Origin of the sequence: Emticicia sp. (genome assembly GCF_049241225.1) — a bacterium.
Lineage (GTDB): Bacteria > Bacteroidota > Bacteroidia > Cytophagales > Spirosomataceae > Emticicia.
Genome location: NZ_JBMLRC010000462.1, coordinates 1 through 14,620 on the forward strand (window position 1 = coordinate 1; position 14,620 = coordinate 14,620).

At 38.8% G+C, this 14,620-nt stretch carries 15 protein-coding genes and 1 tRNA gene; 12 read left to right on the top strand and 4 right to left on the bottom strand.

Annotation, left to right across the window (positions count from 1 at the left end):
- The first annotated feature begins 403 nt into the window (after window positions 1-403).
- From ACOVO2_RS23695 to ACOVO2_RS23725, 7 genes are all read left to right on the top strand, one after another.
- The gene (locus tag ACOVO2_RS23695; protein ID WP_421772350.1) at window positions 404-1,345 is read left to right on the top strand and encodes a hypothetical protein; all 942 of its coding nucleotides are present in this window, start codon (window positions 404-406) and stop codon (window positions 1,343-1,345) included.
- 155 nt (window positions 1,346-1,500) lie between these two features.
- Complete coding sequence (locus tag ACOVO2_RS23700; protein ID WP_421772351.1) at window positions 1,501-1,791, top strand: YciI family protein; 291 nt, start codon at window positions 1,501-1,503, stop codon at window positions 1,789-1,791.
- Window positions 1,792-1,824: 33 nt separating this feature from the next.
- The gene (locus ACOVO2_RS23705; RefSeq protein WP_421772352.1) at window positions 1,825-2,907 is read left to right on the top strand and encodes a DUF3419 family protein; all 1,083 of its coding nucleotides are present in this window, start codon (window positions 1,825-1,827) and stop codon (window positions 2,905-2,907) included.
- A 106-nt stretch (window positions 2,908-3,013) separates the two neighbouring features.
- Entirely contained in the window at window positions 3,014-5,848 is a 2,835-nt protein-coding gene (locus ACOVO2_RS23710; RefSeq protein ID WP_421772353.1) for a M16 family metallopeptidase, read from the top strand.
- Between the two features lie 184 nt (window positions 5,849-6,032).
- Window positions 6,033-6,497, top strand: coding sequence for a DUF6932 family protein (locus tag ACOVO2_RS23715; protein WP_421772354.1), 465 nt, complete (start codon window positions 6,033-6,035; stop codon window positions 6,495-6,497).
- Between the two features lie 5 nt (window positions 6,498-6,502).
- On the top strand, window positions 6,503-6,739 hold the full coding sequence (locus tag ACOVO2_RS23720) for a hypothetical protein (RefSeq protein ID WP_421772355.1): 237 nt from the start codon (window positions 6,503-6,505) through the stop codon (window positions 6,737-6,739).
- Window positions 6,740-6,759: 20 nt separating this feature from the next.
- Window positions 6,760-6,993, top strand: coding sequence for a hypothetical protein (locus tag ACOVO2_RS23725; protein WP_421772356.1), 234 nt, complete (start codon window positions 6,760-6,762; stop codon window positions 6,991-6,993).
- Between the two features lie 107 nt (window positions 6,994-7,100).
- On the opposite strand, the gene ACOVO2_RS23730 is transcribed toward ACOVO2_RS23725, so the two are convergent.
- A tRNA-Arg gene (locus tag ACOVO2_RS23730) sits at window positions 7,101-7,172 on the bottom strand.
- A 118-nt stretch (window positions 7,173-7,290) separates the two neighbouring features.
- Here ACOVO2_RS23730 and ACOVO2_RS23735 point away from each other — a divergent pair.
- A complete protein-coding gene (locus ACOVO2_RS23735) occupies window positions 7,291-7,677 on the top strand; it encodes a hypothetical protein (RefSeq protein WP_421772357.1) in 387 nt (128 codons plus the stop codon).
- 186 nt (window positions 7,678-7,863) lie between these two features.
- Here the strand turns inward: ACOVO2_RS23735 and ACOVO2_RS23740 are convergent, their stop codons facing one another.
- From ACOVO2_RS23740 to ACOVO2_RS23750, 3 genes are all read right to left on the bottom strand, one after another.
- Window positions 7,864-8,379, bottom strand: a complete 516-nt coding sequence (locus tag ACOVO2_RS23740; RefSeq protein ID WP_421772358.1) for an acyl-CoA thioesterase — start codon at window positions 8,377-8,379, stop codon at window positions 7,864-7,866.
- 25 nt (window positions 8,380-8,404) lie between these two features.
- Window positions 8,405-9,010 (bottom strand): methyltransferase, encoded by a 606-nt coding sequence (locus ACOVO2_RS23745; protein ID WP_421772359.1) that lies wholly within the window; start codon window positions 9,008-9,010, stop codon window positions 8,405-8,407.
- Between the two features lie 83 nt (window positions 9,011-9,093).
- Window positions 9,094-9,591, bottom strand: a complete 498-nt coding sequence (locus ACOVO2_RS23750; protein WP_421772360.1) for a rhodanese-like domain-containing protein — start codon at window positions 9,589-9,591, stop codon at window positions 9,094-9,096.
- A 230-nt stretch (window positions 9,592-9,821) separates the two neighbouring features.
- Here ACOVO2_RS23750 and ACOVO2_RS23755 point away from each other — a divergent pair, with 230 nt between their 5' ends.
- The 4 genes from ACOVO2_RS23755 (at window position 9,822) to tatC (ending at window position 14,508) form a co-directional block, all read left to right on the top strand.
- Complete coding sequence (locus ACOVO2_RS23755; protein WP_421772361.1) at window positions 9,822-12,284, top strand: penicillin acylase family protein; 2,463 nt, start codon at window positions 9,822-9,824, stop codon at window positions 12,282-12,284.
- A 137-nt stretch (window positions 12,285-12,421) separates the two neighbouring features.
- The gene (locus ACOVO2_RS23760) at window positions 12,422-12,778 is read left to right on the top strand and encodes a hypothetical protein (RefSeq protein WP_421772362.1); all 357 of its coding nucleotides are present in this window, start codon (window positions 12,422-12,424) and stop codon (window positions 12,776-12,778) included.
- A gap of 153 nt (window positions 12,779-12,931) precedes the next feature.
- Window positions 12,932-13,537 (top strand): OmpH family outer membrane protein, encoded by a 606-nt coding sequence (locus tag ACOVO2_RS23765; protein ID WP_421772363.1) that lies wholly within the window; start codon window positions 12,932-12,934, stop codon window positions 13,535-13,537.
- A gap of 95 nt (window positions 13,538-13,632) precedes the next feature.
- Window positions 13,633-14,508, top strand: a complete 876-nt coding sequence (gene tatC, locus ACOVO2_RS23770) for a twin-arginine translocase subunit TatC (protein ID WP_421772364.1) — start codon at window positions 13,633-13,635, stop codon at window positions 14,506-14,508.
- Window positions 14,509-14,620: the final 112 nt, after the last annotated feature.

Below are 14,620 nucleotides of genomic sequence, written 5' to 3' on the forward strand. Positions count from 1 at the left end.
AAATATTTAGGCTTAATGACCTTTTAGAAGAATTTTTCTGCAAAAATAAGGGCAAATTCTCGAAAGAGAAAGGTGAGAGCGAATTACGATTCATGAAATACTATTTACAAGTCAATTATCAGAACATAAACAACTAATAATCAACTACTTACAATTCACAGAAAACCTTTACTATTTTTACTTAAAGCCTCTTTTAAATGAACTAAAACTATCAACAAAATTCATCACAAGTTTTATCTATTAAAAAAAATCCTTTAAACCTTGTGCAACCATTCTAATCAAAGCATACGTCATTAACTCGAAACGCTCAGAAATTTCAATTTAGTTTTCTCTATCCAATTTTTATGAAAAGATGTATACACAATATGTTTTTATGTATTACTCTTAAACTAACAAAATCAAAATGAAAACCAATTTTTTCAAGATTACAGCTTTGTGCATCGCATTAGGTGCAGCAATGATTGCTTGCGACAAAACTACAAATACAGTAACATCAAGCGACCAATTGGCCAATGCAGTAGTTGATAACCAAACTGCCAACGAACAATCAGAAGCCGCTTACGAACTGGCCGATGAAGTGACTTTTATGCCTTTTGGTGGCCGAAATTTCAGAGAAACTGATGTTCTCGACAAAGGAAATGGTTTTTTCCCGATGTTAGGCATGGGCTGGAGCAGACCTTGGAAAGGAAAAGACGGCAACTGTGCAACCGTGACTAAAACCGTAGCCAACAATGTAATCACCATCGTATATGACTATTCGGCAGTAACTGGTGGCGTTTGCGGCACAACTCCAGTAGGCGGAAAAATGACCATTACGATTCCTGTAAAACCAGACTCAACATTCTCAGGGTCATTGGTTAGAACCGTTACTTATGATAACTTAAAGCGTGATTCGCTTACTGTGAATGGTTCGCACACGATTACAACTACTGTTGTTAGTGGAAAAGCAACTGCCAGCGAAAAATTAGCTAAAATGACAATTCTGAACTCAAACTCGGGTAAAACAATCACTTACACAAGTACACGTTCAAGAAAAGTAGATAATAAAGGCACTTCGAGCCGCAGCGATGACGAATCGTCGGTGACGGGTTCAACAACGGGTAGCTCAAGCGATGGTACTACTTTCTCAAGTAATATCACAAAAGCACTCATTACCAAAAACTCTTGTTCTTCTTCAAAAGGCTTCCCTGTTAGTGGAACAGAAGAAATTGTAGCACAAGATGGTACTAAAAAAGTGGTTGATTATGGTGATGGCACTTGTGACTTGAAATATACAGAAACGACTAATGGCGTGACTGTCGAAAAAGAAAGAACAAGAGGCAAAGGCGGCAAAGGCAAAAATTAATCAATAAGTCAGAATTTTTCAATTTTCCATAGAATAATAGAAAAAGGTTAGTAACACGTTTAAATAATTCGGAAAGCATTGCCAAAATTTTGGCAATGCTTTTTTATTCATCGACCAAAAGCGTTTTCTTTGCAGGAATACAAAAAACAAAACCAATGAAACAATACGTAGTTGTAGCACAAGATGGACGTGATGCAGAGGCACTCGACCGCCGCATGGCCGCCCGCCCCGGGCATTTGGCTGGTGCAAAAGCACTCAAAGCCAACAATAATTTTATAGTAGGTGGAGCAATGCTCGATGATAACGAAAAAATGATAGGCTCGGTGATGATTTTGCAGTTTGAAAACGATGAAAAAATGCAAGAATGGTACGACAACGAGCCGTATATCAAAGAAGGTGTTTGGAAATTTGTGGAAGTAATGCCTTTTAGGGTAGCTGACGTATAATTTTCTCAAGCACTCTAAAACCCAAACCCAATCTTGGCAAATTCATTTTTTGAAAAAATAAACTATTCGGCCTGTAACGAAGATAGTGAATCAGAAAGAAAAGCCTTGCGTCTGACGGCCAATGATACAGTTTTGTGTATCACGGGGAGCGGTGCAAGGCCACTTGATTTGTTAGTCGATAGCCCAAAAAAGATAATCAGCGTTGATTTCAATGCTACACAAAACTATCTTTTGTCTCTCAAAATTGCCGCTTATCAATCGCTCAATTATGCAGAGTTCAAATCTTTTATTGGCTTAGAAAACAAGTTTTCTCGTGAAGATTTATACAAAAAACTCAATCATTTGCTCACATCTCCACAGATTTTTTACTGGGATAAAAACTTCAATCTGATTGAAAATGGACTTTTGTACTGCGGAACTTGGGAACGATTTCTCAGAATGATGGCCAAAGCAGCATTTTTCAGAAAAAAAGGTATAGAAAAATTGATGGCGTCAGAAACCTTGGAAATTCAACAAGAATTTTGGGCAAAACATTGGGATAATGTCATCTGGAAATCATTCTTGAAACTCGTTTCTAATCGTTTTTTATGGACAAAAATCATTCGTGAACCTGGGGCATTATTGATCCCGCAGGAATTTGATGTGTATGAATATATGCATTCACGCATGAATCATTTGGCCAATAATCATCTTCTTAACACCAATCATTTTGCTAATCTTTTATTTTATGGCGAATACAAACCCGATTGTATTTTGCCATTGCATCTGAGAGAAGAAAAATTTGAAAGTATCAAAAGCCAAGTACATAAAATCGAAATCATCACCGATTCTTTGCTTAATGTGCTTGATAATCAACAACTCACGGCATCAGTCACGGCTTATTCATTGTCTGATTTTTCGTCGTATGCCGATAGTGAAATGTACAATAAAATTTGGACAAAAATCATTCAACACTCAGCCAATAACACCAAATTCTGCGAGCGATTTTTCTTGGTAAAACGCCAGCCCGAACTCCTTCACCACCCAATCAGAAGAGATTATTTATTAGAAAATCAACTATCTGACCAAGACCTCACGGCCATCTACACTTTTTGTGTGGGAAAACTGAGCAAATAAAATATTCTTCAAACATCTATCTCAATTTAGGGTTTATCGGATAGACCGTTTGGCATACTAACTTTTTATTCGTTTTTTTGGCATTCAATACATCAACACTTTTACTATGAAAAAAAATCTATTAGCCGCAGCGGCTATTTGTTTGTTTACTAATCTCGGGTTTAGCCAAGCTCGCTTGGTAGAAAAAGTCGAAAAAAAGGGGAGTGAATTGGTCATTCCTTACGAAAAATATGTTTTTCCTAACGGCCTCACGCTCGTTGTGCATGAAGACAACAGCGACCCAATCGTACACGTCGATGTCACTTACCACGTAGGTAGTGCAAGAGAAGAAATCAAAAAGAGTGGTTTTGCTCACTTTTTTGAACACATGATGTTTCAAGGAAGCGATAACGTGGGCGATGAACAACATTTCAAAATCGTAACGGCAGCGGGTGGAACGCTCAATGGTAGCACCAATCTCGACCGTACGAATTATTACGAAACTGTACCGAACAATCAGCTCGAAAAAATGCTTTGGCTCGAAGCCGACCGTATGGGATTTTTATTGGATGCCGTTACGCAGAAAAAATTTGAAGTACAACGCAGTACAGTAAAAAACGAAAGAGGACAAAATTATGATAACCGTCCGTATGGTTTAGTGGGCGAATTTACGAGCAAAAATCTTTATCCTTACGGCCACCCATATAGCTGGTTGACAATCGGTTATTTAGAAGATTTGGATAGAGTTGATGTAAACGACTTGAAAAAATTCTTCTTGCGTTGGTACGGGCCCAACAATGCCACATTGACTATCGGTGGTGATGTAAAAGCAGCCGATGTAGTGAAAATGGTTGATAAATATTTCGGTAGTATTCCAGCTGGGCCTGCGGTTGAAAAAACTGTATTGCCAGCCGTGAAATTATCGGGCGATAGATATGCTTCTTTTACCGATAATTACGCTCGTTTGCCGATTTTATCGAAAACTTACCCAACCGTTCCGAACTATGATAAAGATATGGGGGCGTTATCATGTCTTGCTCAAATCTTAGGCCAAGGCAAAAACTCAATTCTTTACCAACAAATTGTCAAATCTCAAAAAGCAATTAGTGCAAGTAGTTTTAGCCGTTTCAATGAATTAGCTGGAGAATTTTCTTTCCAAATTACCCCTTTCCCTGGGTTTTCTCTTTCGGCAATGGATAGTTTACTTAAACAATCTTTGGTGGCATTTGAAAAAAGAGGAGTAACCGATGAAGATATCGAGAAATTTAAAGGTGGAATCGAAGCACAGTACATCAACGGTTTACAAAGCGTATCAGGAAAAGTGAGCCAATTGGCGGCTTTTAATACTTTCACTGGCAATCCGAATATGATTGGTAAATTGTTAGATATGTATCGCTCGGTAACAAAGGAAGACGTTTGGCGAGTTTATAATCAATATTTAAAAGATAAACCAAGTGTAACTATCAGTGTTTTGACAAAAGGACAAAATCAAAAACCAGCCGCTCCTGACAATTACACGATTGATACCCAAAATTATACCGCACCAAATTATGGTTATGATGGATTGACATACACAAAAGCGAAAGACAATTTTGATAGAAGTAAGACCCCAGGAAATGGAGCGAATCCTGTAGTGAAAGTGCCGCCATTCTGGAAAAAAGATTTGCCAAGTGGTGTTAAAATTATTGGAACAGCGAATAGCGAGCTACCAACCGTTACGATTTCTATCTCAGTACCGGGCGGACACCTTGCACAGGCGAGTGATACTTCTAAAATTGGTTTGGCGAGTATGGTTGCTGATATGCTCAACGAAGACACAAAAAAATATACAGCTGAGCAAATGGCAGTTGAGCTTCAAAAACTCGGAAGTTTTATCAGCGTATCACAAACATTAGATGGTATTAGCTTCAATGTTCAATGTTTAAAGAAAAACGTTGATAAAACATTAGAATTATTGGAGGAAAAAATGTTTAGCCCGAACTTCACCGCCGATGCTTTCAATCGTTTACAAAAACAAGCATTAGAAGGATTTAAGCAATTAAAATCTCAACCTGCGGCGATTGCTACCAACGTAATTGACAAACTTAACTACGGCACAGGCAATATCTTAGGTTTAAGCGATAACGGTACCGAAAGTACAGTAAAAAGACTCAGCCTAAAAGATGTTCAAGATTATTACAACAATTATATGACATCACAAGGCACGAAAGTGGTAGTTGTAGGTGATATTACTGAAGGTGAAATATTACCAAAATTGGCGTTTTTGAATAAATTACCAAACAAAAAAATCAATTTACCAAATCCAGCTCCTGCTCCTGCTATCGAAAAAACTAAAATTTATTTGATTGATGTACCAAAAGCAGCACAAACCGAATTTAGAGTAAGCAATGTTACTGGCTTGAAATACGATGCCACTGGCGAATACTACAAAGCAGGTTTGATGAATTTTGCTCTTGGTGGTGCATTCAATAGCCGTGTGAACCTCAACTTACGTGAAGATAAAGGCTGGACTTACGGTGCTCGTGCTGGTTTTGCGGGTGATAAATACACCGGCGAATATCAATTTAGCTCAGGAATCCGTGCCAATGCTACTGATAGTGCATTGGTTGAGGTAATGAAAGAATTGAAAAACTACGCAGCCAATGGTATCACTGGCGAAGAATTAGCCTTTATGAAAAGTGCTATCGGCCAACAAGATGCCTTACGCTACGAAACTGGCAACCAAAAAGCAGGTTTCATCGGTCGAATTCTGACGTATGATTTACCTGCTAATTTTGTAGAAACCCAAAATAAAATTTTAGCATCGCTCACCAAAAAAGAAGCCGATGCACTGGCCAAGAAATGGATAAACCCTGATAAAATGAATATTTTATTGGTAGGAGATAAAGCCAAAATCTTACCTGGACTACAAAAGCTTGGTTATGAGATTATAGAATTAGATATCGACGGGAATAGAAAATAGGTTTTCTAATTTTAAGTTAAAGGCAGGAATGTAGTCATTTTGACCATATTCCTGCCTTTTTTGTTTACTTTAAAATAGATAAACGACTTTTTTTATTAACTTTGTTTATACCCAAAACAGAGTTAATGAAACAAAAAAGTCACGTCAGAAAACCAATTATGAGAGTAGCTTACACCAACAACCTATGATTGAATTTGATGAAAACGGTTTCTTAAAACCTTATGAAATTATAGAAGCCGATTTGGCAACAATTGAGAAAATATTTGTCGAGGGTGTGCCGTTATCCTCCACCCGAAAGGCTATTTTTGAGAGTTATTTGAGTTATAATGAAGAACTCCGAAAGATTATACCAACGGGGTTTAAACAATGGATTGATGGTAGTTTTGTAACCCAAAAACGCAACCCAAAAGATATTGATTTAGTTACTTTTATTGACTTTGAGCAATATAATGCCAAAGAACGTGAAATTGATAAACTACGTACCGAACGCTCAAAACGTGGAAGTTTAGTTGATGGTTATTTTGTAGCAATTTACCCGAAAGAACACCCTTTGGGCAATATTTACGAAATAGAACGTAAAAAATGGTTATTTCAGTTTAGCACTGATAAACGCACAAAAAACAAAGGCATTTTACAGATAAACTCTTAAATACAATGGAAAAACCTAAAAACGTGGAGGAAAGGGGCATAAGAATTGCCCGTTTACTTGAATTGATTGAGAGTACAGAAAACATTCTGAAACTGCATCAGAGCCAAGAAAAACCGAGTTTTTTGGCAGTAAACCAATATACCGACCTATTGGCAGAGCACCGTGCCGAATTAGAGAAACTTTTGAAACCCTACGGTTTTATAATGCGATTGTCTAAAACTAAGGCAGGGAAAGTTGCATAATGGCATTAAATTAGGCAACAATGGAAGAGAAAGAATTTTTAAGTTACCACGAATGGGGCATCCGAGTTTCAAGGCTAATGGAACTAATTGCCATGACTAACCGCACCATACAGGTACACAAAGAGGAGGGCGATTCACCACTTTACGTAAAACAATATGAAGAACTTTTAGAGGAACATACCTTAGAACCAAATCAATTGATGCAAGTGATGGGCTTGTCTGTACAACTTTCTGCATTAAAAAATGTTGGGTAGTTCTATCAAAGCTACAGGCTTAAAACATATAAAACAACACCCATTAAACTCTAAACAAAACAAAACCCCTCATAAACAATTGTCTATAAGGGGTTTGAGAATTAGTGTGTTCCCGAAGGGATTCGAACCCCCATCGTCAGAACCGGAATCTAAAATTCTATCCATTGAACTACGGGAACAAATTTTCTGGCACAAAGTTATAAAAAATTTCTGCATCGTTTTAAACCTTTTCTACTCTTATTCATCCAAACGATAACAAAGCCAGAAAAACTATTCATCTTAAAAGCAAAATCAGCCATGAAAACTTCAATCAAATTACTCGGATTCGCTCTTGCACTTATCACATTTTCAAACATTGATGCTCATGCACAGGGGCGTCGTGACCGTAGAGAAGACGTGCGTGACCGCCGTGAAGATGTACGAGATAAAAGAGAAGACCGAAAAGATAAAGCCGAAGACCGCCGTGACCGTGCTGAAGATGTACGTGATGCCAAAGAAGACATCAGAGACGCTCGTCATAATGGTGGCAGAAAAGACAAATTAGAAGATATTCGTGATGCGAAAGAAGACGTACGTGACGCAAAAGAAGATGTAAGAGATAGACGAGAAGACCGAAAAGACAAAGCCGAAAACGTGCGTGACCGCAAAGAAGACCGCCGTGACCGTCGTCGTGGCACTTGGTAAGATTTTTTAAGTTTTAGGGTTTATAACGCAAAAAAGACGAGCATTTACTCGTCTTTTTCTTTTGGGTAGGTACTTAAACAAATGATTAAAAACAGACGACACTTATCTTTGTATAAAACATTATTAATAAACACTTTACACTACTGTGGACTGTCGACCATTGACCGTGGACTACTTAAAAGGCATTTACACCATAAATATCTCTTTTAGTTCGATTGCTTCTTCGGGCTTCATTCTACCAGCGAGCACAAGCCTTAACTGACGACGACGCAACGCTCCTGCATAAAGTTCTTTTTCTTCCTCAGTTTCTGGCTCAACTGGTGGTACCTCAATTGGGCGACCCGTTTGGTCAACTGCCACAAATGTCAGAAATGCTTTATTGGTGTTTACTTTTGTTCCCGCAGGAATATTCTCAGCCCATCCTTCCACCACCACTTCCATTGATGAGTTAAAAGCACGTGTTACTTTTGCTTGAAGCGTAACCACACTGCCGAGTGGAATGGCTTCCTTAAACTGTACATTATCAACCGAAGCAGTCACTACTATTCGGTTACAATGTTTCTGGGCGGCAATTGCCCCCGCAATATCGAGTAATCTCATTAAATTTCCTCCCATCAAATTACCAAGTGTATTGGTATCGTTCGGGAAAACCATTTCGGTCATTACCGTTAATGATTCATTTGCTTTCTTTGGTTTTGGCATTTTTTAAAGTTTGTTGGGATAATTTTTATTTGCTTAGAAAATTTATAAATAGCTCATTACCAGCCCGTGGTGGTATTGAATTGGTACATTTTTCGAAAGTTTTTAACTCAAAATATGGACTGAAATAAGGAATATATTCGGACTTCGAGCCACCAAACGGAGGGCCGCCCACAAATTCACGGTCGAATAATAAACCCACCAAACGTCCAGTCGGCTTGAGTAATTCACTCATTTTTTGAGCGTATTTTGGGCGTAAAGTTGGGTCAATGGCACAAAAAAATGTTTGTTCAATGATTAAATCATAGCTACCCGAATGTTCAAAAAAATCTTGATGAATGACTCGACAAACACCTTTTTCGATATAACTTTTGAGTTTTTCTTGCAAATTCTGCACTAAAACGCCCGAAATATCAATCAGCGTAATATCTGTAAATCCTTGTTGAAGCAGATATTCGGCTTCGTAGGCATTTCCACAGCCTGGAATCAGAATTGAAATTGATTGAGTGCGTAACTGGTCGAAGTAAGCTTTCAGAGCAGGGCTCACCTTTCCTACATCCCAGCCAATCTGTGATTTTGCGTAGCGTTCGCTCCAATATTGGTCGTTGAGCATAGATTTTCTATTTTTCTGCAAAACAACTAAATATTTTGCAGAAAAACGCCTTTTACTCTGTTTTGAAGCACTTAATTAGGTAATCCTATATAAATGAAGTCATTTTACTCATACACTTTCTCTCCCTTGTTGCACCAAACACCCCATTTCCAGTTGTAGCCGTGTATTTTATTGGTGGGTTTTCCTGCCATGTCATAAACTGGGTTTCCTTGATTGACCCACTCGAAAATACTTCCGTAAAAATTATGGACGTTCTTGTAGCCCGCTTGCATTAATTTCTCACCTATTTTGCCACTTCTAACCCCAATCGAGCAGTAAACCACAATATTGGCGTCTTTCGGAATAGCGGCCACGCTTTTCATGTCAAACTTATCAAAACCTACCCAACGGGCATCTTTTAGGTGGCTCACTTCATATTCTCGTTTTTCACGAGTATCGAGCAGCACCACGCTTTTCATTTTCTTAATATCTTCACAACCAACCGTCGGAACAGATTTTGTGACCATTACATTCAATAAGCTGTCAAAAGCTTTACTTTTTACTTGTGCGTTGGTCGTTTTCGATAAAAACATAAGAAAAATCAAGAAAAGGAATCGGTTCATTCGTATAAATCTTTTATTTTCATAGACAAGAACGTCCAGATTGGGCGTTCCTACGAAACAATAACATTTCAAAATGTATGTATTCTTTCGTAAATCTAATCATTCGTAATTCCTTATTATAACAGATATTTTTCACAAAAAAGTCCTAAAAACTCATTAAAAAATAAAATATTCATGCTTTTTTTCTACTTTCGCAATCGTTAAACTTCTAAACGTTTCTACCCAAATCAATGAAATTAGTAAAATTTATCATAAGTCTCTTGGCTGCCGCTGGTTTGACTTATGCGTTAAACCGTCCACTCGGGCCAGTTCCTGCTCTCGGGCGACTCTTTAGTCCATTCGAGGGCTTTTGGCAAAACGGAGAATCGAAACTTGACCTCCCCCCGACCGACCTCCAACTCGATGGCGTGCAAGACGAAGTAAATGTAGTATTCGATGATAACCGAGTGCCGCACGTTTTTGCAAAAAATGACCACGACGTTTACTTTACGCAAGGTTATCTGATGGCTCGTGACCGACTCTGGCAAATGGAGTTTTATACACTCGCTGCCTCTGGTCGATTGGCCGAAGTTGTAGGCGAGCGTGCCTTAGAACTCGACCGTTATAGCCGTCGAATGGGCATGGCCGATGCCGCAAAAAAAGTCTATGAAAACGGCAAAACCAACAAAATTTTTGATGAAGTGCTTAATGCGTACGCTGCGGGCGTAAATGCATATATCAAGCAACTTAAATACAAAAATCTTCCTGTCGAATATAAAATCATTGGATATCAGCCCGAAGAATGGTCGCCGTATAAAACCATTCTGATGATGATGAACATGCGTAATGTGCTAAACGGTGGCAGCGACGATTTCCGTATGTCGAATGCTCTTTCAAAATACGGAATGGAGGTTGTGAAAGATTTATTTCCGAATTATCCGAGCAACGAATCTCCGATTATTCCTGTCGGCACAAAGTGGAATTTTACGCCTGTACCAGTGCCAGCAGTACCCGCTCAGACAACCGCCACTTTATCTACCAGCGAAAGTGTGGCATTTGATGTGCCACAACATTCGCCCGAAATTGGTAGTAATAACTGGGCAGTTGGTGGCGAGAAATCGGCTACGGGCTTACCGATTTTGGCCAATGACCCCCACTTACAGCTTACTTTACCTTCGATTTGGTACCAAATGCAACTTTGCACGCCAACCATGAATGTCTATGGTGCGTGTTTGCCAGGGGCTCCAGGAGTAGTGATTGGTTTCAACAAAGACGTAGCTTGGGGCGTGACAAACGTTGGCTCTGACGTAATGGATTTTTACCAAATTAAGTTTAAAGACAAAACCAAAAAAGAATATTGGTACAATGGTGCATGGAAACCAACTATGATGCGAATCGAAGAATTTGTGGTGAAAGGTCGCCCCGAATCTTTGAAAGATACAGTTTACAGCACGCATCATGGCCCGATTGTTTATAATGCAGCTTCTGATAAAAATTTTAATCAAAATGTGCCAGTCGGACACGCTATGCGTTGGGTTGCTCACGAAAAAGAAGGCACTGATTTGATGGCCTTTTATTACCTAAATCGTGCAAAAAACTACGATGATTATCGCAAGGCACTGACGTATTATGTTGCTCCTGCCCAAAATTTTGTTTTTGCGAGCAACCAAAACGATATTTCGATTACACCCAACGGGAAATTGCCTTTGAAATGGAAAGAACAAGGCAAGTTTATCTTAGATGGCTCAAATCCAGCCCACGATTGGCAAGGTTGGATTCCTGTTGACCAAAATCCGACTGTAAAAAACCCTCCGAGAGGCTTTGTGAGTTCGGCCAACCAGTTTTCGGCTGACCCAACTTATCCATATTATTTAGGTTGGAGATTTGCTCCGAGCGAGCGAGCGATTAGAATCAACGAACGCCTCGAAAAAATGCAAAAGGCCACGGTTGATAGCCTACGAATGCTTCAAAATGATAACTTTAATGTAGAAGCACGTAGAATTTTGCCAGTTTTGATGCAGATTTTGAATGCTGATTCGTCAGAAAACAAAAATCCTGCGTATCAGACTTTGGCTAAATGGAATATGAAAAATGATGCCAACGAAGTGGGTGCAACCATCTTTGAGCGTTGGATAAAAGAGCTTCGCTACACAGTTTTTGATGATGAGTTTCCGATGAAAGACCTCAAAGCTCCAATGACGTATCCTTCACGCAACCGTATGTGGGACATGGTGGTGAAAGAACCAACTGCTAAGTGGTTTGATAATGTTTCGACCAAAAATAAGCAAGAAACGCTTCAAGATGTGGTAAAACAAAGTTTTAAAGCAAGCATTGACTCTTTGACGCTGAAATTGGGGCCGATGAACCCAGAAACTTGGGCATGGAATAAAGTAAAAAGCACAGATATTAATCACTTAGGGCGTTTGCCTGGTTTTGGCCGCCAAGACATTCCGAATGGTGGTGGTGCAGGAATCGTGAATGCAACTACCGAACTCAACGGCCCATCGTGGAGAATGGTGGTGCAGCTCGACAAAGGCTGGCCAAAGGCTTATGGTCTTTACCCAGGCGGACAATCGGGCAACCCAGCGAGTCCATTCTACGACAACATGATTGATAAATGGGCAAAAGGCGAACTCAACGAGCTACTTTTCATGAAATCGAAAGATGAAAAAAGCAGCCGTATTTCGGGAACAGTTAAAATCAGGAAGAAATAATTAAGAATGAAGAATGATGAATTAAGAATTGTTAACTCTGAAATTCCTTATTCTTATTCTTGATAAAGTTAACATAAATATTTTAATCACGTTGAAGAATCATTCTTAATTCTAAATTCTTCATTCTCAATTAAAAAATGAACTATATTATCATACTAATCGTCAGTGCAGTTGCACAATACTTTTTACCGTGGTGGGTGATAGCACCCATTGCATTTGCCATCGGTGCTTGGAAATCAGAAACCGCTCTCGGAGCGTATGCCGCCGCCGCTGGGGCTATCACTACCCTTTGGGTGGGTTATGCTACATTTTTGAACTCAGCCAACGAAGGAATCATGGTGCAGAAAATCGGTGGTTTATTTACAGAAAACATCAAATTTTTGAAAAATCTACCAGTTGCTCCAACATTTTTTACGATTATGACCCTCATTGGCTCGCAGGTGGCAGGCTTATCGGCTACGGCTGGCTACCATTTTAGGCAGCTTTTCAAATAAAACTCTTGAAAATCCCTCCGAATCGGGGGGATTTTTTTATATTTGCGAACTTTATTTATTCAAAAACCATTAAAAAAACAAAGTTATTAGCTTTTAGAGTCGAAGATTTGATTGTCATTTTACTCCTTAGCTTATTTACTAATTTAATTTCTCATGAAAAATCTTTCTATTGTAGCTCTTTTACTTTCAGTAATTATCTGGGGTTGTGACAAATCTGCTTCTACGGCAACATCTGGAGGCAAACAAGTGGCTGGTCGTATTGTTTATGTAAACACCGACACGCTTTTAAATCAATACGATTACTATAAAGACATCGTTAAATCTTCTGAAAATAAGCGTTTCCGTCTTGAAACTGATATTGCCAACAAAGCAAAAAATTTCCAAAATAAAGTAGCGTTCTTCCAACAAAAAGTACAACAAGGTGGCATGACCCAAGAGCAAGGACAAACTGCTCAGGCTCAACTACAACAAGAAGAGCAGTCAATCATGGCATACCGTGATAAAGCCGCTCAAGATTTAGCGAAAGAAGATGCTAAGAAAACCGAAGATGTATTGAACAACATTCAGTCATTCTTGAAAGAATTCAACGCTGGTGATAAATATGACATGGTAATCGGTTACTCGAAAGGTGGTGGTGTATTATTTGCCAAAGAAGATTTAGACATCACAAAAGCCGTTTTAGAAGGTTTGAACAAAAAATACGCAGAAGATAAAAAATCGGGTAAAATCAAAGCTGATACTACTGCTGCGAAAAAATAATTATTAATTAGTCCACAGTCGATAGACCACAGTCCACAGTTTTTAGATATAATATTATTGTTGACAGTAGTCTATAGACTTCATTTCTAAGCAAAATGCCTTTAGACCAAACACCCTATTTTGATTACGACGACGAAGAAAAGGAATCAGAAGGCAAAGAAATGGGTTTTCTTGACCACCTCGAAGAACTTCGTTGGCATTTAATCCGTGCAGCAATTTCAATAGCTTTATTTATGGTTATTGCTTTTGTTTTCATCGGAGATATCTACAACAAAGTCATCTTAGCTCCTGCAAAAGTTGATTTCTGGACTTACCGAATGATGTGTAAGCTGGCCGATATGGTCGGAGCACCTGGGCTTTGTGTACGAGAACTGAATTTTGAACTTATGAGTCGGGAAGTTTCGGGGCAGTTTGTAATGGCACTTACTTCAGCGGCTATCATCGGTTTAGTTTTTGCGTTTCCTTATGTATTCTGGGAAATTTGGCGATTCGTGAAACCTGGCCTAAAACCTTCCGAAAGTAAATCAGCACGTGGAGCAGTTTTCTACGTAACTCTCTTATTCTTTTCGGGTGTATTTTTTGGATATTTTATCGTTTCGCCTCTGGCTATTAACTTTTTAGTTAATTTCCAGATTGACCCAAGTATCAAAAACCAATTCGATATTGGTTCGTATATCTCAATTTTGGCAACCCTTACATTGGCTTGCGGAATAGCATTCCAATTACCAGTAGCCATATTTGTTCTGACAAAAATAGGTGTAATCGGGCCAGAATTTATGCGTACTTATCGCAAACACGCAGTGGTAGTTATCTTGATTGTAGCGGCTATCATCACGCCATCGCCTGACGTAACGAGTCAGATTTTGGTAGCTTTCCCGCTGTATATTCTTTACGAAGTAAGTATTATTATTTCGGCAAGAGAAGAAAAACGAAAATTAGCAGAAGAGAAGGCCGCAGGAATTAAAGATTGATTTCTTTGATGGAATAAAACATAAAAAAGGCGTAGAATTTAATAAGTTCTACGCCTTTTTGTTTCCAATTATTAAATAAAAACTTAATATTCATGTAACTTTACTTCACTTA